The 20,482-nt window shown below is 39.7% G+C and carries 17 protein-coding genes; 13 read left to right on the forward strand and 4 right to left on the reverse strand.

Translation table 11 applies throughout. From position 1 onward, the window contains the following. Positions 1-121: 121 nt before the first annotated feature. Positions 122-1,150 (forward strand): sugar phosphate isomerase/epimerase, encoded by a 1,029-nt coding sequence (locus tag GYM62_RS08570; protein WP_219959108.1) that lies wholly within the window; start codon positions 122-124, stop codon positions 1,148-1,150. 49 nt (positions 1,151-1,199) lie between these two features. On the opposite strand, the gene GYM62_RS08575 is transcribed toward GYM62_RS08570, so the two are convergent. After that, entirely contained in the window at positions 1,200-2,354 is a 1,155-nt protein-coding gene (locus tag GYM62_RS08575; RefSeq protein ID WP_219959109.1) for a methionine aminotransferase, read from the reverse strand. 119 nt (positions 2,355-2,473) lie between these two features. On the opposite strand from GYM62_RS08575, the gene GYM62_RS08580 reads away from it, so the two are divergent. Beyond that, on the forward strand, positions 2,474-2,998 hold the full coding sequence (locus GYM62_RS08580; RefSeq protein ID WP_255590635.1) for a YdeI/OmpD-associated family protein: 525 nt from the start codon (positions 2,474-2,476) through the stop codon (positions 2,996-2,998). 4 nt (positions 2,999-3,002) lie between these two features. Next, positions 3,003-3,554 carry a dihydrofolate reductase family protein gene (locus GYM62_RS08585; protein ID WP_219959110.1) on the forward strand — a complete coding sequence of 184 codons (552 nt, stop codon included), beginning with the start codon at positions 3,003-3,005 and terminating at the stop codon, positions 3,552-3,554. 37 nt (positions 3,555-3,591) lie between these two features. On the opposite strand, the gene GYM62_RS08590 is transcribed toward GYM62_RS08585, so the two are convergent. Continuing rightward, positions 3,592-3,717: a 30S ribosomal protein THX gene (locus GYM62_RS08590; protein ID WP_219959111.1), complete on the reverse strand. Its 126-nt coding sequence runs from the start codon at positions 3,715-3,717 to the stop codon at positions 3,592-3,594. A gap of 106 nt (positions 3,718-3,823) precedes the next feature. Here GYM62_RS08590 and GYM62_RS08595 point away from each other — a divergent pair, with 106 nt between their 5' ends. The 4 genes from GYM62_RS08595 (at position 3,824) to GYM62_RS08610 (ending at position 7,732) form a co-directional block, all read left to right on the forward strand. Further along, complete coding sequence (locus tag GYM62_RS08595) at positions 3,824-4,546, forward strand: LamB/YcsF family protein (RefSeq protein WP_091649985.1); 723 nt, start codon at positions 3,824-3,826, stop codon at positions 4,544-4,546. Continuing rightward, entirely contained in the window at positions 4,534-5,232 is a 699-nt protein-coding gene (pxpB, locus tag GYM62_RS08600; RefSeq protein WP_219959112.1) for a 5-oxoprolinase subunit PxpB, read from the forward strand. The genes GYM62_RS08595 and pxpB overlap by 13 nt, the downstream gene beginning before the upstream one ends. Further along, positions 5,229-6,104: a biotin-dependent carboxyltransferase family protein gene (locus GYM62_RS08605; protein WP_219959113.1), complete on the forward strand. Its 876-nt coding sequence runs from the start codon at positions 5,229-5,231 to the stop codon at positions 6,102-6,104. The genes pxpB and GYM62_RS08605 overlap by 4 nt, the downstream gene beginning before the upstream one ends. A gap of 116 nt (positions 6,105-6,220) precedes the next feature. Then, positions 6,221-7,732 (forward strand): DUF4301 family protein, encoded by a 1,512-nt coding sequence (locus tag GYM62_RS08610; RefSeq protein WP_219959114.1) that lies wholly within the window; start codon positions 6,221-6,223, stop codon positions 7,730-7,732. Positions 7,733-7,798: 66 nt separating this feature from the next. On the opposite strand, the gene GYM62_RS08615 is transcribed toward GYM62_RS08610, so the two are convergent. Further along, on the reverse strand, positions 7,799-8,959 hold the full coding sequence (locus tag GYM62_RS08615) for a class I SAM-dependent RNA methyltransferase (protein WP_144602722.1): 1,161 nt from the start codon (positions 8,957-8,959) through the stop codon (positions 7,799-7,801). Between the two features lie 164 nt (positions 8,960-9,123). Between GYM62_RS08615 and GYM62_RS08620 the strand changes: the two genes are divergently transcribed. From GYM62_RS08620 to GYM62_RS08635, 4 genes are all read left to right on the forward strand, one after another. Further along, positions 9,124-10,509, forward strand: coding sequence for a DUF1080 domain-containing protein (locus tag GYM62_RS08620; RefSeq protein ID WP_219959115.1), 1,386 nt, complete (start codon positions 9,124-9,126; stop codon positions 10,507-10,509). Between the two features lie 12 nt (positions 10,510-10,521). Continuing rightward, the gene (locus GYM62_RS08625; RefSeq protein WP_219959116.1) at positions 10,522-11,871 is read left to right on the forward strand and encodes a Gfo/Idh/MocA family protein; all 1,350 of its coding nucleotides are present in this window, start codon (positions 10,522-10,524) and stop codon (positions 11,869-11,871) included. 335 nt (positions 11,872-12,206) lie between these two features. Then, positions 12,207-15,224, forward strand: a complete 3,018-nt coding sequence (locus GYM62_RS08630; protein WP_219959117.1) for a TonB-dependent receptor — start codon at positions 12,207-12,209, stop codon at positions 15,222-15,224. Positions 15,225-15,241: 17 nt separating this feature from the next. Further along, positions 15,242-16,915: a RagB/SusD family nutrient uptake outer membrane protein gene (locus tag GYM62_RS08635; protein ID WP_219959118.1), complete on the forward strand. Its 1,674-nt coding sequence runs from the start codon at positions 15,242-15,244 to the stop codon at positions 16,913-16,915. A gap of 95 nt (positions 16,916-17,010) precedes the next feature. On the opposite strand, the gene GYM62_RS08640 is transcribed toward GYM62_RS08635, so the two are convergent. After that, positions 17,011-18,081 (reverse strand): LacI family DNA-binding transcriptional regulator, encoded by a 1,071-nt coding sequence (locus tag GYM62_RS08640; RefSeq protein WP_255590636.1) that lies wholly within the window; start codon positions 18,079-18,081, stop codon positions 17,011-17,013. A 126-nt stretch (positions 18,082-18,207) separates the two neighbouring features. On the opposite strand from GYM62_RS08640, the gene uxaC reads away from it, so the two are divergent. After that, positions 18,208-19,647 (forward strand): glucuronate isomerase, encoded by a 1,440-nt coding sequence (gene uxaC / locus GYM62_RS08645; protein ID WP_219959119.1) that lies wholly within the window; start codon positions 18,208-18,210, stop codon positions 19,645-19,647. Positions 19,648-19,649: 2 nt separating this feature from the next. Continuing rightward, positions 19,650-20,468 carry an SDR family oxidoreductase gene (locus tag GYM62_RS08650; protein WP_219959120.1) on the forward strand — a complete coding sequence of 273 codons (819 nt, stop codon included), beginning with the start codon at positions 19,650-19,652 and terminating at the stop codon, positions 20,466-20,468. Positions 20,469-20,482 lie beyond the last annotated feature (14 nt).

A 20,482-nucleotide genomic window follows, 5' to 3' on the forward strand; every position in this document is an offset into this window, starting at 1 on the left:
TCTTGTTTTTAGGCCTTTAAAGCTCTTCTGTTAAATATTTCAATTGAAATACTCGTATATACGAATCTATTTTGTTAATTTGAAACAATAGCTTCAAACCTAATTTAACCTGCAAACGACCATGAAGAACAGAAGAGACTTTCTTATTAAATCCACTTTAGGAGCCGCTGGCTTAGCCTTAGCTCCTGCTTGGCTACAGGGAGCCCCCTCGATCATCAAAAATTACAATAAACCGGATAGTCAGATTAATGGAGTTCAGATTGGATGCATTACCTATTCATTCCGATCACTTCCTGACCAAAGTGCCGAAGCAACCCTGAAATATATAACAGACTCAGGTTTAAGTGCTGTTGAACTAATGGGAGATCCAGCGGAATCATTTGCAGGTATGCCTTCCCCTACATTTGACAGGATGAAAGCATGGCAATTGGGTGGAAGAGAAAGAAGAGGAGAAACTCTCTCAGACAATGATAAGAATGAATTGGCAGAAATCAGAAAAGCTGCTGAAGCATATTCTCAGGAAGTTGCACAATGGAGAGCGAATGCCTCTATGAAGCCTTTCGAACAATTGAGAAAAATGTACAAAGACGCTGGTGTGAGTATCTATGCTTTCAAACCAAGCGCATTTGGAATGAATAATACGGATGCTGAAATCGCTTATGGAATGAAAGCAGCCAAAGCTCTCGGAGCCAGTCATGTAACCTTAGAGCATCCCTCAAATGATGCCCATACCTTGAAATTGGGTAAAATGGGTGAACAGTTTGGTATGGCAGTTGCCTATCATGGACACGAACAACAAACCTTTGACTTTTGGGATACAGCCTTGGCTCAAAGCCCAAAAAATGCACTGAATTTGGATATGGGACATTATATCGCAGCAGGGCACAAAGATTTACTTCAATTGATTGAAAAACAGCAGAAGAATATCCTCAGCATGCATACCAAAGATCGTCAGAGGCCTGAAAATGGCAAAGGAAACGTGGTATGGGGAAGCGGAGACACTCCTATAGGAGATGTACTCAAACTCATGCAAAAAAATAAATACAAGTTCCCAGCAACTATAGAACTGGAATATCAGGTACCGGAAGGATCTAATCCAGTAGCTGAAGTGCAAAAATGCCTGGAATTTTGTAGAAAGAGCCTGGCCTGATTAGGAAAGGATGCTTAACACGACCGCGGCGGGGAGAAATCTCTGCCGCTTATTTTTTGAATAAATCTCCAAGATTCTTCAGACGGACCAAAGCCTCTTCCAAATCTGAATTTTCTTTGGCAAAACAAAAGCGAATGATCTTGTCATCTTTTTGATATTGATAAAAAGAGGATACAGGAATGCAGGCTACTTTCAATTCCTTGGTCATTTTCTCTGCTAGCTCTCTGTCCCCAATTTTTGAAAGATGTCCATAGCTGGCTGTTTGGAAAAAACTTCCTTGGGTAGCCTGAAACTCTAAGCCTGTTTCTTTCAAGCCAGTTAAGAATAAATCCCTCTTTTCTTGATAAAAACCAGGAATCGACTCATATCGCTCAGGTTTTTCCAGATATTCCGCAAGAGCATATTGTAAAAAAGTAACCGAGCTGAAAGTTACATATTGATGGATTTTCCGAAATTCTTCCGTTAGCTTTTCAGGAGCGATACAGTAGCCCAATTTCCATCCCGTTACATGAAAAGTCTTTCCAAAAGACCCACACACAAAGGATTTTTGTCTCAATTCCTCATGTCCAACTAAAGAAAGATGGGGCCGGCCATCAAATGTGATATGTTCATATACCTCATCACTGACCACATAGATATTCCTTTCTCTGACTAATTCGGCCAATTGATCCAAATCATCTTGAGTCCATGCATATCCGCTTGGATTATGAGGACTATTGATGACAATCAATTTAGTCTTAAAGGTGATGGAGTTTTTCACCCTTTCCCAGTCAACCGAAAAATCACTTGAATTCAATGGAACTCGAATTGGAATACCTCCACTCAATAATATAGCTGGCTCATAACTATCATAGGCGGGCTCCAGTATAATCGCCTCATCACCAGGATGTATCATCGCAGTAATTGAAGAAAAAATTGCTTCGGTCGCCCCTGAAACTATGCTTACTTCTGTTTCAGGATTCACCTTGGCACCATAGCACCTTAGCGTTTTTTCCGCCATTTTTTCCCTTAAAGAAGGAATCCCACTCATGGGTGCATATTGATTATATCCGGCTTTGGTATACTTGGCCACCATATCCAATAATTCAGGATCGGCACCAAAGCCCGGAAAGCCTTGGGATAAATTAATTGCTCCTTCCTCCTGAGCCATTTTAGACATGATTGTAAAAATAGTCGTCCCGATGTGGGGCAATTTTGAGCGCATATTTCTAAAATTTTGACTCTTACAAGTAATCAATTTTAATTTGAAAAAAGGAGAATTTAACCTTATTTCCTTGACCTAGATTCGGAGTGAAAGCTGAAAAAGCTAAATCAATTATTATCTTGATAAGAAAAAGAATGCTCAATTTTGAAAGTCGGCTAGGTAAATTTGATTTCAATCATTGGCACTATCATTTTCCGGTTCCAGATGTAATTGCCGCGCAGATGATGGATAAAAATCACAGAAGAGTGTTGGTCAAAATAAATGGAAGCCAACCTTTTCATATGGCCTTGATGAAAGCAAAAGAATGCTGGTATATCCTTATCAATCAAGAGCTCCGCAAAAAACTTGATTTGGATGAGAACAAAAAGGCAACTATCCAAATGGAGCGGGACTTGAGTGAATATGGACACGAAGTTCCTGAGGAATTTTTGGTATTGATGGATCAGGATGAAGAAGGCAGTGCTTTCTTTAAATCACTTACTCCCGGGAAACAAAGATCACTGATTTACTTGGTGACTAAAGTTAAAAATCCGGAAAGTAGAATGAAAAAATCCCTTGCAATTATGCATCATCTGAAATTAGCCAAAGGGCAATTGGATTTTAAGCAATTAAACGAGTGGATCAAATATTATAATAATCTTTAATTTCATGGCAGAAAAGGCAAAAAACAAGGTATTCATTGCTACAAGCATGGATGGCTTTATTGCGGATAAAAACGGCGGAATAGACTTTTTGGAATCAGTTCCGGAACTCAACACAGTCGATTCAGGCTATGCAGCATTCATGCAAAGCGTGGATGCACTTGTAATGGGAAGGCATACTTTTGAAACAGTATTGGGTTTTGACATTCCTTGGCCATACGAAAAGCCTGTTTATGTCATGAGTACCACGCTCAAACAAATTCCAAAAGAGCTACAAGACAAAGTTTTTCTGGTCCAAGGAAATTTGAAGGATGTCCTTAAGGATATTCATTCGAATGGTCACTTGAGTTTATACATCGATGGGGGTAAAACTATTCAAAGTTTTCTCAAAGAAGACCTAATCGATGAAATAATAATAACCCAAATTCCTGTGATTTTGGGAGAAGGAATCTCATTATTCGGACCTCTTGATCAAATGCTAAAATTCCAATGTATCTCCAGCCAAATTTTCGTAGAAAAAGTACCTCAGCTACATTATATTAGGTCACATGAAAAATAAAAAAGAGGGCCAAAACCCTCTTTTATTGATCAATGCTTTACTTCTTATTCAAACCCATTTTGGCCTTTCTGGTCTGACGATTGGCCTCTTTTTTGGGTCTGCTTGCTCCGAAAGTTCCACGATTGATTTTTCCTCGTCTAGATTTCAAATCTCCTTTTCCCATAATTTTCAGGTTTAAGTTAAAAGATAATCAAAGTTAAAAAACAGCGCTTAGGATGTCAATTTGAGGATAAATGAATCTTTTCCTGTTTTCTTTCTTAATTTAGAATATGGAAAAAGCCAAAATTCAGATCAACTGTGATTTAGGTGAAGGGGTAGAAAATGAAGCCCAAATCATTCCCTTGATTGATGCAGCCAGCATAGCCTGCGGAGGGCATTTTGGGGACCAGAGTACCATTGCCCACACACTTTCTCTCTGTGAAAAATTCGGGAAAGCAGCAGGTGCACATCCCTCCTATCCTGATCTGGAAAATTTCGGCAGGAAATCCATGGATATTTCTGATGAATATCTAATCGATGCCTTAGCCAGTCAATTGGAATTATTCGAATCCGTAAGGCAAAATACCCGACTTGAATTAGATCATATCAAGTTTCATGGAGCTTTGTATAATGATGCAGCCAAAGATTCCAGATTAGCGGAATTACTTTGCCACTTTTTGATCGAAAACCTTCCTGAAACCACCGTCTTTGTTCCACCGGGTTCAGAGATGGAAAAGGCAGCAAAATTGGCTGGATTGGCTATCAAAAGAGAAATTTTCGGCGACCGTACTTATGGGGAAGATCTAAAATTAAGGCCTAGATCAGAGGCAGACTCTCTTTTAACAAAGTATGATTCTGTTGAAAAACACTTAGAACCCATATTGAACTCAGGCAAAATCCAAACGGTCAATGGAACCATGATTTCGGTTCCTGCTGATACCCTTTGTTTTCACGGAGATAACCCCGGATTATTGAATTTTTTACCGAAAATCAGGAAGAAATGGTGGAATTGACTCCTTCAGTTTTTCAAATTGGTCCTCAATACACCGAAATAAAATGGTCCGAACAAGTAAGTGATTCTCTTCTAATTAAAAGATTATCATTGGAAAAATCCCTGCAGAATGAACTGGGAAATGAAATAAATGATTTGAGGGTAGCCTATCAATCAATTGTCGTTAAGTGGAAAAATCAATTTCCTGAAGATCAGTTTCAAAAGCTGATTAAAACTACCTCCGCTCAAACAGCTACTCTTTCAGATACGGTTTGGAAAATTCCCGTATGTTACGGAGGCCAATTTGGAAAAGACCTTCTCAATTTGGCTTCAGAAAAAAAAATGTCAGAGGAGGAAATTGTTCAACTGCATAGTCAGACCAATTATAGGATTTTCTTCTATGGTTTTTTACCTGGGTTTATGTATCTCTCAGGTTTAGACCCCATACTTTCTACTCCCAGAAAATCCATACCAGACCGCAGCATTCTTTCAGGCTCTGTGGCCATTGGAGGAGATCAAACAGGTGTTTATCCCCTGGAATCCCCCGGTGGCTGGCATATCATAGGAAGGAGCCCTATTCCTTTTTTTACTCCCTCTTCTATCCCACCAGTTTGGGGAAAAGCAGGTGACCTGATTCAGTTTACTCCTATTTCTGAATCGGAATATGAGCGGTTAAAGCGAAACCCAAAACTCCCAGAACAGCTATGATCAAGGACATAGCTTATTTGAACCTTATTCAAACAGGCCCAGGGACAAAAATCAGGGATTTAGGAAGAACTGGCTTAGCCCAATTTGGAGTGCCACAATCAGGTCCTGGAGACTTGGAAGCTTTTTTATGGAATAATCATTTACTAAAAAACTCACCTGGAGACGCCCAAATGGAAATCCAACAACCTGGATTGAAATTACAGTTTGAGCAAGCCTGCCAAATTTGTATTTCGGGTGCTTCATCTACCATCAAGCTCAATGGGAAAAATATAGCCTGTAACGGAGTTATAGAGATTCAAGAAGGTGATCTTTTAGAAATAGGAAAATTTCTGCGCGGTTCTTTAATTTATTTGGGAATTCGGGGAGGATTTCAAACCCAAGAGATCTTAGGTTCCAGAACTCAACTAAACGGCATCACAGATGCTGCATCTATTACAAAAGGAGCAAAAATCCCATTTTTCACCAACCTCTCAGACCCGATAAAAACTACTTATTCACATCCTAAATGGGATAATAGCTATTTGGAAAAAGAAGAAATCAGGGTTTACCCTGGTCCGGAGTGGTACTTATTGGATCCCACCGCACAAAAGATGCTTCTATCCAGGGATTTCCATATTTCAAATATGAAAAATACGATGGCAATCCAACTGGAAGAATTGGTCTCCAATCAAATCTCAGATATTCTAACTGCTCCTGTTTATCCAGGGACTATTCAATTGACATCGGGTGGAAAACTATTGGTGCTGCAGCAAGATGCGCAAGTAACAGGAGGCTATCCAAGAGTTTTACAAATTGATGAAAAGGACCTGAGAGTTATAGCTCAAAAGGCTCCGGGTCAAAAAATTCGTTTCCAGCTAGTTTCCGAAGATTAAATTTTGAGCCCACCCAGAAAAAAATCAACATCACTTCTTAATAAATTACTCTTGAAATTTGAGTGATGCCCTCCGACCTGTTAAATTACAGTTTTTACCATTAACCCTAAGACCACATGGATACCCTGTTGAAAGACAAAATTATCGCCCAAGGAATGGATCCTGATACAGTAGCGGAGCAAATTTCAAACTTTAAGGATGGTTTTCCTTATTTGAAAATAACAGGCCCAGCAACTCCTCAGGATGGCATTCAGGTGCTTTCGGATGATCAATTGAAGCATTTTGTAGAAACTTATCCCAAAAAAGCGGCATCTATAGAAGTAGTGAAGTTTGTTCCAGCTTCAGGCGCTGCATCCAGGATGTTTAAAGATCTCTTCTCCTTTTTGGATGGAGATGGTGACTTGAGCAAATCGGCTTTTGTACAGAAGTTCATAGACAAAATCGAAAAATTCGCTTTCTATGATGATTTGAATGCGACATTGAAAGAAAAGAATACTTCGATTGCCGATTGTCTCGATAGAAAGGATTATAAAGAAATAGTAGGTACTCTTTTGGAAGACTCTGGACTAGGTTATGGAAACCTTCCCAAAGGCCTTTTAAAATTTCACCAATACGAATCTGAAGCAAGGACACCTGCCTATGAGCACTTGTTCGAAGGCTCACAGTATGCAGTGGGAAAAGGTAAACTTGTCAAAATTCACTTTACCGTTTCACCGGAACATGAAGAAAAATTCAGAAAAGAAATAGGAAGCATCGTTCCAAAATTGGAGTCCAAAACAGGTCTTAAATACGAGGTAACTTATTCACAGCAGAAAAAATCAACTGACACCATTGCCGTCTCGATGGATAATGAGCCATTCCTTGAAGAAGATGGATCTATTTTGTTTCGTCCAGCCGGACATGGTGCTTTGTTGGAAAATCTAAATGATATTTCTGCTGACTTAATTTTCATCAAAAATATTGACAATGTAGTTCCTGACCGACTTAAACCAGATACAAAAACCTATAAAATGGCCATTGGAGGGCTATTGCTGGAAATTCAGGAGAAAGTTTTTGAAGCTTTAAAAGAATTGAGTCAGGAGATATCGGATGAGTCACTGAAAAAGGCAAAAAATGTCTTTACTGAAGTATTAGGAGCAAAGCTTCCAAATGAGTTTGAAAACCAACCTTTGATGGAAAGAGCCAATTTTCTGAAAGGAAAGCTCAATCGACCGATCCGTGTCTGTGGCATGGTGAAAAATACTGGAGAACCTGGAGGAGGACCTTTTTGGGTGATGGAAAAAGATGGCAGTCAGTCCCTTCAAATCCTCGAAACAGCCCAAATCGATCTTTCTGACCCTGAGTCAAAAAAACATTTTCAGGCTGCTACCCATTTCAATCCGGTAGATTTGGTTTGTGGCACCCGTAATTTCAAAGGAGAAGAATTTGATCTTTTGAAATACAGAGACATGAAAACCGGATTCATTACAGAGAAATCAAAAAGCGGTAGAGAACTCAAGGCTTTGGAATTACCTGGTTTATGGAACGGTGCAATGGCAGGCTGGAATACCTTGTTCGTTGAAGTTCCTTTGATCACTTTCAACCCGGTGAAAACAGTCAATGATCTACTCAGAGATGAACACCAATAAAGGCTGAAGTTTGAAGTTAGAAAGCTGAAAAATTTCAGCTTTCTAACTTTATCTTTCATACTTCCCTTAGTCCCGTTTTCCCTCGTACAAATCGTATTTCAGCAATCTACAGTCGATTGTACCATTCCAAAATTCAATTCTTCGGCTGGCTTTTAGTCCTACTTTTTTGGCCAATTCAAGGTTTCCGGTAAAAATATAACCACGATACCCCGCGCATTTTTGTTTCATGAAATCTCCTATCCTGCGGTAGGTTTGCTCCAATTCCGTCTCCTCTCCCAGCCTTTCTCCATATTCGGGATTAAACATGATCACGCCTCTTGGCTTCTCTGGAATCTCAGTTTCCGCAAAATCACAAACCTGAAAATCAATCATATGATCCACTCCGGCAGTCATGGCATTTTCTTTCGCAAATGAAATAGCTTGTAATGAGATATCAGATGCTATAATCTTGACTTCAGGAACCTCCACTATTTTGGCCTCCAACTTCTTTATTTTAGCTTGATAGGCAGACTCATCATAACCCAGAATTGACATAAAGGCATAATGGGATCTATATAAACCTGGAAATCTTTTTGTAGCCATCAGTGCTGCTTCTATGGCCAAAGTACCTGAACCGCACATGGGATTGATAAAAGGTACTCTCGTATTCCATTCGGTAGCATAAATGGTAGCCGCTGCCAAATCCTCCATCATAGGAGCTTTGCCTGGAATTTTTCTATATCCATGCTTGGCCAGCGTGTCTCCAGAGGTATTAATGTATAAGGTGGCTTGCGTATCCTTCCAGAACATCTGAAAAACGGCCCCGCTAAATTCTGAGCCAGAATCAGGTCTCCTTCCAAATTTTTCTCTGAAACGATCTACAATAGCATCTTTAATTTTCACATTGACAATCAAAGGGGTAGTGACACTTTCATTGTCTGCCACTGAATTAATAGAAAAATAGCCATCCACATCCAGATAATCCTCCCAGGTGATAGCTTTTACTCTGCGATAAATATCATCCGCATGACGCAGATAAAAAGACTTGATTTCGAAGAGTACGTGAGAGGCTGTTCTGAGATGAAGATTCAAATCCATGCAATCTTCCATACTGGCAATAAGTTCTATCCCTGTCCTTTGTACAGATTCAGGAACAAAACCTAACTCTCTTACTTCCTTTTCCAAGTAGGTCACCGATCGGTCCTTGCAAGTAATAAAGACCTTTCTTCTTTCATTAAAATCAAGCATGCACAAAAGTAGGGATTTCAGGCCAAAGGATCTTCGAAGATTTTTGCTAGCTGCTCATGTAAAATCAAAGGTAAAACTCGCAAACGATTGCGTAACTTACATCATGCTCAACTTGTACCTAAGCCTCGAAATTTTCAATTTAGAATGTATAAACAAGACTTTGTATGAATATAAAATCAATTTACATCCTTGCCCTTCTCGGTAGTATTTTCCTTTTTTCATGTTCTTCCGGTGAAAAAGAAAACGCGGATGGATGGAAAAACCTATTTAATGGAGAAGATTTAAGCGGTTGGAAGGCAGTAGCCGGAACAGCCACTTTTGCTGTAGAAAATGGCGAAATCATTGGAACCGCAGTTGCTGGCTCTCCCAATACATTTTTAATCACTGAAGATACATTCGGGGATTTTATTCTGGAGCTAGAGCTTAAGGTAGAGCATGTTTCTTCTAATTCCGGAGTAATGGCCAGAGGACAATTTGATCCCAATGGAAGGGACGGAAAAGGATTGGTTTACGGTTACCAAATTGAGGCTGACCCAACCGAGCGAGCTTGGTCAGCTGGTATATATGATGAAGCCAGAAGAGGCTGGCTATATCCTTTGGAGCTCAATCCTGAAGCAAAATCAGCTTTCAAATTAGGTGAATACAATCAATATAGAATTGAAGTAATTGGAGATGAAATCAAAACCTGGTTGAATGGACAGGAAGTTGCTTATGTCGTAGATGACATGGACAAAATGGGTTTTATTGGTCTTCAGGTTCATAGCATCCAAAAGCCGGAAGATGCAGGTCGAAAAACCTATTTCAGAAATGTAAGGATCAAAACAGAAAACTTAGATCCTCAACCTTTCAATAAAGACATTTTCGTGGTCAATAACCGTTTGAATGAATTGACAGATTATGAAAAAACTCAGGGTTGGAGACTTTTATTTAATGGTCAAAACTCAGAAGGATGGGTTGGAGCCTATAAAGACAGCTTCCCTGATTTCGGTTGGTCTGTTACAGATGGAATATTGACCATTGCAGCCTCAGGTGGCGGAGAATCCACAAATGCTGGAGATATTGTAACCACAGAGGAATTCAGTGCTTTTGACTTAGCTTTTGATTTTAAGTTAACGGAAGGAGCCAATAGCGGTATGAAATATTTTGTCACTTTGAAAGAAGAAAATTCAGGTTCAGCGATTGGCTTGGAATATCAGATTTTGGATGATGAAAGACATCCAGACGCCAAAATGGGAAGAGAAGGTAACAGAACCTTAGCTTCCTTGTATGATTTGATCAAAGCAGAAAAACAGCCTAGATTTTTGAAACCAATCGGAGAATGGAATAAGGGTAGAATAGTCGTGCATCCTGATAATAAAGTGGAACATTATCTAAATGGAATTAAAGTAGTTGAATATGTCAGGGGTTCCCAAGAGTACAAAGACCTAGTGGCAATCAGTAAGTATAAAATCTGGGAAAACTTTGGCGAGGCAGAGCAGGGCCATATCCTTTTGCAGGATCATGGTGATGAAGTCAGCTTTAAAAATATCAAAATAAAAACATTGAACTAAGACCCAATAACCATGAGCAAGCAAAATAGAAGAGAGTTTATCAAAAAAAGTACGGCAGCCACCCTAGGCTTATCGGCTTTAGGAGCTGTGGGCTTTTCAGCCAAATCCTATGGTAGAATCATTGGTGCCAATGAACGATTGAATGTAGCTATAGCAGGTTTGGGAAGGAGATTGGGAGCTTTTTACGAGCCAATCGCTTTAGAATCCAGCAATGTGAATTTGCTTTACCTCTGTGATGTAATGCAAAGCCAAATGACCAAAGCAGCAGGCAATTTTTCCAAGCATATTTCTTATCAGCCCAAATTGGAAGGGAACATCATGAAGGTTTTGGAGGACAAGGACTTGGATGTTTTGATTAATGCTACTCCGGATCATTGGCATGCACCGGGAACTTGGCTTGCAATGGAAAGAGGAAAACACGTATATGTAGAAAAGCCTTGCTCCCATAATCCAAAAGAAGGAGAACTGTTGATCGCTTTACAGAAGAAATACAATAAGGTAGTTCAAATGGGAAATCAGCAACGCTCAGCTCCTGAAAGTAGAGAAATCATTGCCGCCATTCATAATGGAGCAATCGGTAAAGCTTATAAAGCAGTTGCCTTTTACAGTAATCAGCGTGGAAGAGTAGTCAACCCCTCTCCTGCTCCAGTGCCAGAAGGTTTGGATTGGGACATGTTTCAAGGTCCCGCTCCAAGGAGAGCATACACTCATGACACTTGGGATTACAATTGGCACTGGTATGGTTGGGATTATGGCACTGCAGAGACAGGCAATAATGCTACTCATGAATTAGATGTGGCAAGGTGGGCTTTGCAGGTAGATTACCCCTCGCAGGTCATGGTTGATGCTGGAAAGTATCATTTTGTGGATGATGGATGGACTATGTATGATACCATGGAAGCCACCTTTAAATTTGGAAAAGATAAGACCATCACTTGGGATGGGAAGAGCAGGAATGGCTTGAATACTTATGGAGCAGATAGAGGGACAATCATCTACGGTTCTGAAGGAAGTGTATTTGTGAATAGAAATGGCTATAAGCACTTTGACCGAAATGGAAAACTGATTAAGGATAGCCAATCCTCAGGGTCCGAAGGTGGAACGCAACTCGGAGGTGGTGGCGACATGAGTACTACTCACGTAGTCAACTTCTTTAATGCGGTAAGAGGAAAAGAAAAACAAAACTCCAATATAGAAGAAGGTGCCGTAAGTACTCTGCTTTGTCATTTAGCCAATATTGCTTCAAGAACCGGAGAAATATTACAATGTGATCCTAAAAATGGTCATATCACCAACTCCAAAGCAGGGATGGCTTTATGGACACGCCAATACGAAAAAGGTTGGGAACCTCCCAAGCTTTAATTTATATTGATTAACAAAAAAAGGAAGATTGAATTATTTAATTTGGTCTTCCTTTTTTTATTTCCTGAGACGATATTTTAGGTTATTATCTAATTTTATTTTTCAAACTCATTCATATTTTTTTATAATTCTTAGAAAAATACTATTTCACTGATTTATAGCTATTTGCAAACGAAATCGATTCCGTAATCTATACTATTAGACACCTTGCTATGGGTTTTATATATAGGTAAATTATAATCATAAATAAAGTTCTAAAGTATCATTAATACACATTAGAAAAACTCTATTTATAACCATAATCTATCTATCAATTAACAATAAACCCTTATCCAATGCGTCCAAAATTTTACACTTACCTCACGGTAGTGCTTTTTCTTTTGCTTGGTGTATTCCAGGCACAAGCACAAGACCAGCAAGTAAGCGGAACCGTTTCCGACGAAACCGGATATCCCCTTCCCGGGGTGACCATTCTATTGAAAGGAACTACCCGCGGCACAACCTCCGACTTAGATGGAAAGTATTCCATCTCAGCCCCTTCAACCGGGGTTTTAGTATTTTCTTTTATTGGCTATGACCCAAAAGAGGTTACAGTTGGTAATCAGACTACTATTAATGTAAGCCTCAATCCAGATTTATCTGATTTGGAAGAAGTGATTGTGGTAGGATACGGAACAGCCAAGAAAAGTCAACTGACAGGTGCAATTTCTTCAGTTGGAAACAAAGAAATCCAAGAGCTCCCAATCACCGATGCCAGGCAGGCATTACAAGGGAGAGCTGCTGGAGTTGATGTTACACAGCCCGGATCAAAGCCAGGCTCAGCACCTCAGGTTCGTATCAGAGGAAGACGATCATTCAATGCATCCAACGAACCTTTGTATGTAGTAGACGGAATTCCGATTGTAGGTGGATTGGATGACATCAACCCTCAGGACATTACTTCCATGGAAGTTCTGAAAGATGCCTCTGCAACCGCTATCTATGGTTCAAGAGGGGCGAATGGAGTGGTTTTAATCACTACCAAAAGAGGTACAAAAGGTAAAACAGTAGTGTCTTTAGACTCCTATTATGGAATCAATGAAGAATTGGGAAGAATTGAAGTTTTTGATGGACCTGCTTTCGCAGAATACAAAAGAGAGTCCAGAAGAGCTACAGGAAACTATCCTGAAGGTCCGGCCACTCCAGAAGCTGATGCAAATATTTTTGAACCAATAGAATTAGAAAGCTTAGCCATGGGAAGAAGCACCGATTATATCGGAGGTCTACTTCGCACCGGTGCAATCCAAAGTCATCAAATTGGAGTAAGCGGGGGGAGTGATAAAACAACCTTCTTTGTTTCTGCCAACTACTTCAATGACAAGGGAGTAGTAATCAATCAGGATTTCAGCCGCTATACATTTAGGGTGAATATCGATCATCAAATCAATGATAAGTTTAAGATAGGAACCTCCACACTGGTGTCATACAGTGAAAGAAATGGAGAAGACTTCAATCCTTTAGGCGGAGCTCTGCAAGAAAATCCTTTAGGAAAACCTTTTGATGAAGAAGGAAATTTGATCTTTTTACCTACGTCTGATGGCCTGAGAACCAACCCTTTTGCAGAAGTAGTACCAGGGGCACAGGTCGACCTAACCAAAAGGTACAGAATCTTCAACTCAATCTATGCTAATTGGCAAATTGCCGAAGGTTTGACATTCAGATTTGTTTTTGGGCCCGATTTTAACATAGCAAGGTCAGGAAGATTTACGGGATCTCAAACCAATGCAAGACGTGGTGGGGCAGCTACAGGAAGTGTTAATGAGCGTTTTCGATTCAATTACACTCTCGAAAATATCTTGACCTACACTAAAAAATTCAAGCAGGATCATAATATCAACATCACAGCTCTACAGTCCATTCAAAAGGATAATTTTGAGCAGACTACGGTAAGTGTGTTGGGCATACCAGCAGAGTCTCAACTATTCCATCGTTTAGGAGATGCTTCACAAATCACTGGAGCAAACACAAATTTGGTTCAATGGGCTTTGATGTCATTCATGGGAAGAGTTAATTATGATTATAAAAACAAACTCCTTCTAACAGGTACAGTAAGGGCTGACGGTAGCTCAAGATTTGGAGAAAACAATAGGTACGGGGTATTCCCTTCTGTGGCAGTTGGCTGGAATTTATCTGAGGAAGCTTTCTTGAAAAATTCATCATCCGTAGATCAATTGAAACTGAGAGTCTCTTATGGATCGATTGGAAATCAAGCCATCAATCCTTATCAAACGCAAGCACTTCTTGGTCGTACCACTTATGCTTTTGATAATACTCCTGCATTTGGTTATCGTCCAAACTCAATTGGTAACCCGGATTTGAGATGGGAGACATCTACAACATTCAATACTGGGGTTGATTTTGCCCTTTGGAAAGGAAGAGTAATAGGTGCTTTGGAATATTACGTCACCAATACTTCCGATCTTTTGGCACCTCAGCCATTGCCGAATTCAACCGGATTTGGAGGTTTTATTACCAATATTGGAGAAACACAAAATCGGGGAATTGAATTAACACTTTCTACCTTAAATGTTGAAAAAGGAGATTTCACTTGGTCCACAGACCTGATTTTCACAAGAAACCGAGAAGAAATCATTTCACTACCCAACGGAGATGATATCGCTGCAGGTAGATTTATTGGGCGTCCATTGACTGTATTTTACGACTTGAAGAAAGTTGGAATTTGGCAATTGAGCGAAGCTGATGTAGCTAATTCATTTGGCGATGTTCCTGGCGAAATCAAGGTGGAAGATTTCAACGGCGATGGAAGAATCAATGCAGATGACAGACAATTTTTAGGCTCAGCAGTCCCTGATTTCTCAATCGGTATGACTAATCGTTTTGCCTACAAAGGCTTTGATTTCAACTTCTTCATCTTTGGAAGATTTGGTTCCATGATCAGATCAGCCTTCCATGACAATTTCAATACGCTTTTTGGAAGATATAATAACCTAGCCGTGAATTATTGGACTCCTAATAATCCGACTAATGATTATCCAAGGCCAAATCAAAATCAAGAGCGTCCGAAATATAATACCTCCATGTCCTACTTCAGCGGAACTTTCGTGAAGGTTAGAAATATCAATTTTGGATATACTTTCTCTCAAGAGGCAGTTAAAAAAATTGGTTTGCAAAGCCTGCGGGTATATAGCAGTATTCAGCAGCCATTTATATTCTCAGAGTACAGAACAAAGCATAAGGGTATAGATCCAGAGGTTTTCATAGATGGAGAGCAAGGGGTCGAAGGTGGAGTAGTTAATGCTAACATATCCCCTGCTGTTACACAGTTTACTTTTGGAATCAATGCTAAGTTTTAATCAGAAAAATCAATCTCATGAATAAGCAATTAATCAATAATATAAAGTATGGAGCTAAAGCCTGTTTTTTGGCTTTGAGCATCTCCATGGCTATTTCCTGCGATGGATTATTGGAGGAAGATGTCATTTCACAAATCGGGAACAATTACCTCAACACTCCAAAAGGTCTAAATGACGGCATAAATGCAGCCTATAGCACTATGAGGAGCTGGTATGGAACAGAGAGAGGCAATAATTTCAGCATTTTCGGAACTGATATTTATACCAACGGATCAGATGGTAGCTGGAAATTTATGAATACCTATACCAATCAATTTGACTCACAAAATGGACATGTCCGGGAGCTTTGGGATGAATTGTATAGAGGGATAAATACCTGCAATGCTGTGATTGAAAGAGCTGAAAATGTCACCGGAATCTCCTCAGATTTACGTGCTCAAAGAGTTGCTGAAGCTAAATTTATAAGGGCTCATCATTATTTCTTGTTGGTTCAATTATTCGGGCCAGTTGACCTCCAATTATCAGAAACAAAAGTGCCGACCAAGGAAGTAAGCAGAGCTCCGATTTCTGAAGTTTACGCATCCATCATACAGGATCTTCAGGAAGCCATCCCTAATCTGGAAGCTAAAGCCAAATCCAATGATTATGGAAGAGCAACCAGACCTGCTGCAGAGCATTTACTGGGAAGAGTATATATAACCCGTGCAACATCACCTGCAGGCAGCGCAGCAGATTATGCGTCAGCAGAACCTTTATTGAAAAATGTAATTAATAATTACGGATTACGATTATTACCTGATTTTGGAGATGTACATCGCTTTGGAAATGAGATCAACGATGAGGTAATCTGGTCGGTTCAATATACCAGAGACCCTCTTACCAATGGTGGCGGCAATAATGCTCACGTTTTCTTCTTAATGGAATATGATATCCAACCAGGTATGATTCGGGATACTCAAAATGGTAGGCCTTTCAAGCGCTATAAGCCAACTACTTATTGCTTGGAAACTGTATTTGGAGAAAGAGTAAATGACAGTAGATATAAAAAATCATTTGTTGATCATTTTCTTGCCAACAGACCAGGTACATACAATACCACCTTTGACCCGACAAAGCAGAAAGTAACCTTTGCGCAAGGAGACACAACTATTTATCTACCCGGGTTTGAAATGCCTTTGGATGAGCAAGCAAAAACGCCCTACCAGGTTCTTACCCCAAGTAGATATACCGAAAAGCTGTATCCATCTTTAAACAAGCATTTGGACCCCGGAAGAGTTGATAGAACACAATTTCAAGGGGGTAGAGATTACATTGCAATGCGATTGGCTGACACCTATTTGCTTTTAGGTGAGGCTCAGTTCAGACAAGGGAAAATCTCAGAAGCTACAGAAACAATCAATGCGGTGAGAAGAAGAGCTGCGTTTCCTGGAAAAGAAAATCAAATGGAAATATCGCCTTCTGAGATGACTTTTGAATTCTTAACTGAAGAAAGAGCCAGAGAATTGATTGGCGAGCAAACTAGATGGTTAGACTTGAAACGCTGGGGTATTTTGGTAGAAAGAGTTAAGGCATTCAACCCTCAAGGAGCTCCAAATATTCAGGATTTCCATACTCTTAGACCTATACCTCAAAATCAAATAGATCGGGCTGAAGGTGGAGCAAGTGCTTTCCCTCAAAACCCCGGTTATTAAAAATTAGCTGGTTTTCAAACAAAAAACTGCTTCGATTTTCGGAGCAGTTTTTTTATTTCCAGCACACTAAAGCTGACTTATAATTTCTAAACCTTTTATCTCACAAGTGTCGACTCCCTAATCGTAATTTTACTGGGAATGGTAATCACCTGATTCAAAAGATCGGGCTGTCTGGGCTTTGTTAGCTTTTTGATTAAAAGCTTTGCACACTCCTCCCCTATAGTTTCTGCAGGTTGGGTAATGGTCGTCAGAGAAGGATTGAGCAAACCGGCAATGCTCATATTTGAGAAGGAAATAATCTTCAAATCATCCGGAATACTCAAATTCGTTTTCTTGACGGCCTGATAAGTTGCCAAAGCCAATTTTTCAACAGAGGAAAGAATGCCATCTGGTCTGTTTGAGGACAACAACAACTCCCTAATCAACTGAGTATTATCTTCATCACTATGACAGCAATGAAGGCTAAAAGCAGGCTCAGGCTCCATTCCTGACATTTTTAAAGCGTCCACATAGCCCCGATGCCTCTCCTTGGTAATCGAGAGTTCTTTGCTCAGCATCAAAAATGCGATCTTTTTACATCCTTGTTGGATTAAATGCTTGGTTCCCTCAAAAGCACTTTCATAGTCATTGGTAATGAATTTGGTAGTGGGGATTTCTGAACAAATCCTATCAAAAAATAAAATAGGCAAGCCTCTATCATGCAAACGCTTCAAATGAGAAACATCACTTGTTTGGCTGGAAACAGACATAACTATTGCATCAGCTCTGCCATTTTGAAGCAAAGAAAGGATTTTCTTTTCTTTCTCTACATCCTCGTGGGTACTGTAAACCAGCAAATGATAGCCATGCTCAGAAGTAATTTCTTCGATTCCATCGATCACCTGAGAAAAAAAGTAATTAATACGCTCAGGGATAATTACGGCGATGGTTTTACTCTTATTCTCCCTCAAACTTCTGGCAAAAGGATTGGGCTGATAATTCAGTTTTTCCGCCATGCTAATCACCTTTTTTTTGGTAGCTTCCGAAATTTCGTAACTGTCATTTAAAGCTCTGGATACGGTAGATGGCGCCAAATTCAACTCTGCAGCCAATTCCTTGAGACTGATTCCATTATTCATGACTATTTTGGGTTTGTTAGTATAAAAGTCATTGAAAATACGAATCATTTTCGCTCACTTGGTAAAATGGTTCGGAAAATTTCGCAAACGTTTTCGTATTTAAATCTTCAAATGCTCTCGATTCGGGGTAAATTCAAGTTTGAAACGGAATGCTAATTTGATGACCTTTTTCCCATGATTTCAACTGATTCGCAAGTGAATTTTCTATCCGAAGACTTCTTATTGCAAAACTCTTTTGCTAAGACGCTATACCACGATTACGCTAAAAATCTACCCATCATAGATTACCATAACCATCTTTCACCATCAGAGGTCAATTCCAACAGGCAATTTGATAATATGAGCCAAATTTGGCTGGTTGGAGATCACTATAAGTGGAGAGCTATGCGGACCTTGGGCGTCTCTGAGAAATATATTACAGGCAATGCTACTGATTCAGAGAAGTTTAAAAAATGGGCTCAAACCGTTCCTTACACCATGCGTAATCCGCTGTATCATTGGACTCATTTAGAGCTGAAAAGATATTTTGGAATTGAAGAAATATTAAATGAATCCAATGCAGCTGAAGTTTATCTTCATTGCAATGAATTACTTCAAAAGCCGGAATATGCCACACAAGGATTATTGGGGCAAATGAAAGTGGAAGTAATCTGCTCCACAGATGATCCAGTAGATTCACTTCAGGATCATGTAGATTTTAGCAGGACAAAAGCCTCCCTAACCATGTATCCTGCATTCAGGCCGGATAAAGCTTATGCCATAGAAAACCCGGATGCCTATCTATCCTATTTAGAAAAACTGGGAGAAGCAGCAGGAATTAACATTCAGAATTATGAAGATCTTTTGGCTGCTTTGGAAAATAGAATTGGATATTTTCATGAGAGGGGTTGTAGGCTAAGTGACCATGGTTTGGAGCAATTATATTTCTTTGAAAAAGACGAATTCAATCTTCAGGATCTATTTGAGTTAATTCGCTTCAAAAAGAAATTAGAACCCAAAGAAATCCAGTATTTCAAGTTCAAAACCTTGCAGACACTTTGCAAAATGTATCATTCCAAGGGCTGGGTTCAGCAGTTTCATTTGGGAGCTTTGCGAAATACCAATTCCAGAAAGCTGGCTGAATTAGGACCGGATACGGGATTTGATTCCATCGGCGATTTTGATCAAGCCCAAGCATTAGCAGGCTTCTTAAATTCACTTGATAGCAAGGATCAATTAGCTAAAACTGTCCTTTATAATCTCAATCCAAGAGACAATGAAGTATTTGCAACCATGGTTGGAAATTTTAACGATGGAAGCACTAAAGGAAAAATTCAATTTGGCTCAGGTTGGTGGTATTTAGACCAAAAAGACGGGATGGAGGCCCAGATGAATGTATTGTCAAATATGGGGTTGATATCATGCTTTATAGGTATGTTGACCGATTCCAGAAGCTTTTTATCCTTCCCAAGACATGAATATTTCCGAAGAATCCTTTGCAATCTATTTGGAAAAGATGTAGAAAATGGAGAGCTCCCCTGGGATGAGAAATGGCTTGGAAAAATCATTGCTGATATTTGCTACCATAATGCCAAAAATTATTTTGACTTTGATTCAAAAAATATAACAATCTGATAATGAGCAATTCTATTTTCAAACTTTCAGGAAAAATAATTGCCTTCTCTGGCGCAACCGGTGTGCTTGGCGAAGCGATGAGTAGGCACTTAGCAAAAGAAGGTGCTACTATATTAATTCTCGGAAGAAATGAAATAAAAATAAAAGAGCTCATAGCAACGATAGAATCAGAGGGAGGAAAGGCTGAAGGATATCTTTGTGATGTTACCGATGAAGATCAAGTCAAAAAAGCAGCTGATAAAGTTAAAAAATCGGTTGGAAGCATTGATATTTTGATCAATGCAGCGGGTGGAAATATGCCGGGTGCTGTAATCAAGCCTGATCAAAATTTTCTCGATTTAAATGCAGAAGCTTTGAAAAAAGTGATGGATCTCAACTATTTGGGAACAGTGCTACCAACCAAGCATTTTCTTCCTTTGATGCTGTCACAAAATAAAGGAAACATCATCAATATTAGCTCCATGGCTGCGAGTAGGCCTATGACGAGAGTGATGGGTTATGCTTCTGCCAAAGCCGCTATCGATAATATGACCAAGTGGTTGGCTGTAGAACTGGCTAAGAAACATGGTCCTGATTTCAGAGTGAACGCGATTGCACCTGGATTCTTTCTCACTGAGCAAAACCGGACTTTATTAACTGAAAATGACGGATCGCTGACTAGTCGAGGGAATCAGATCATAGAACATACTCCTATGGATAGATTTGGAAAACCAGAAGATCTCTTTGGAGTCTTGCAATGGCTATGTTCAGATGCCTCAACATTCGTCACAGGTACTATCATTCCGGTTGATGGTGGCTTTAGCGCATTTTCCGGTGTGTAATTCCTATGATCTCA

It is taken from the genome of Algoriphagus sp. NBT04N3, assembly GCF_019443765.1.
GTDB classification, from domain to species: Bacteria; Bacteroidota; Bacteroidia; order Cytophagales; family Cyclobacteriaceae; genus Algoriphagus; species Algoriphagus ornithinivorans.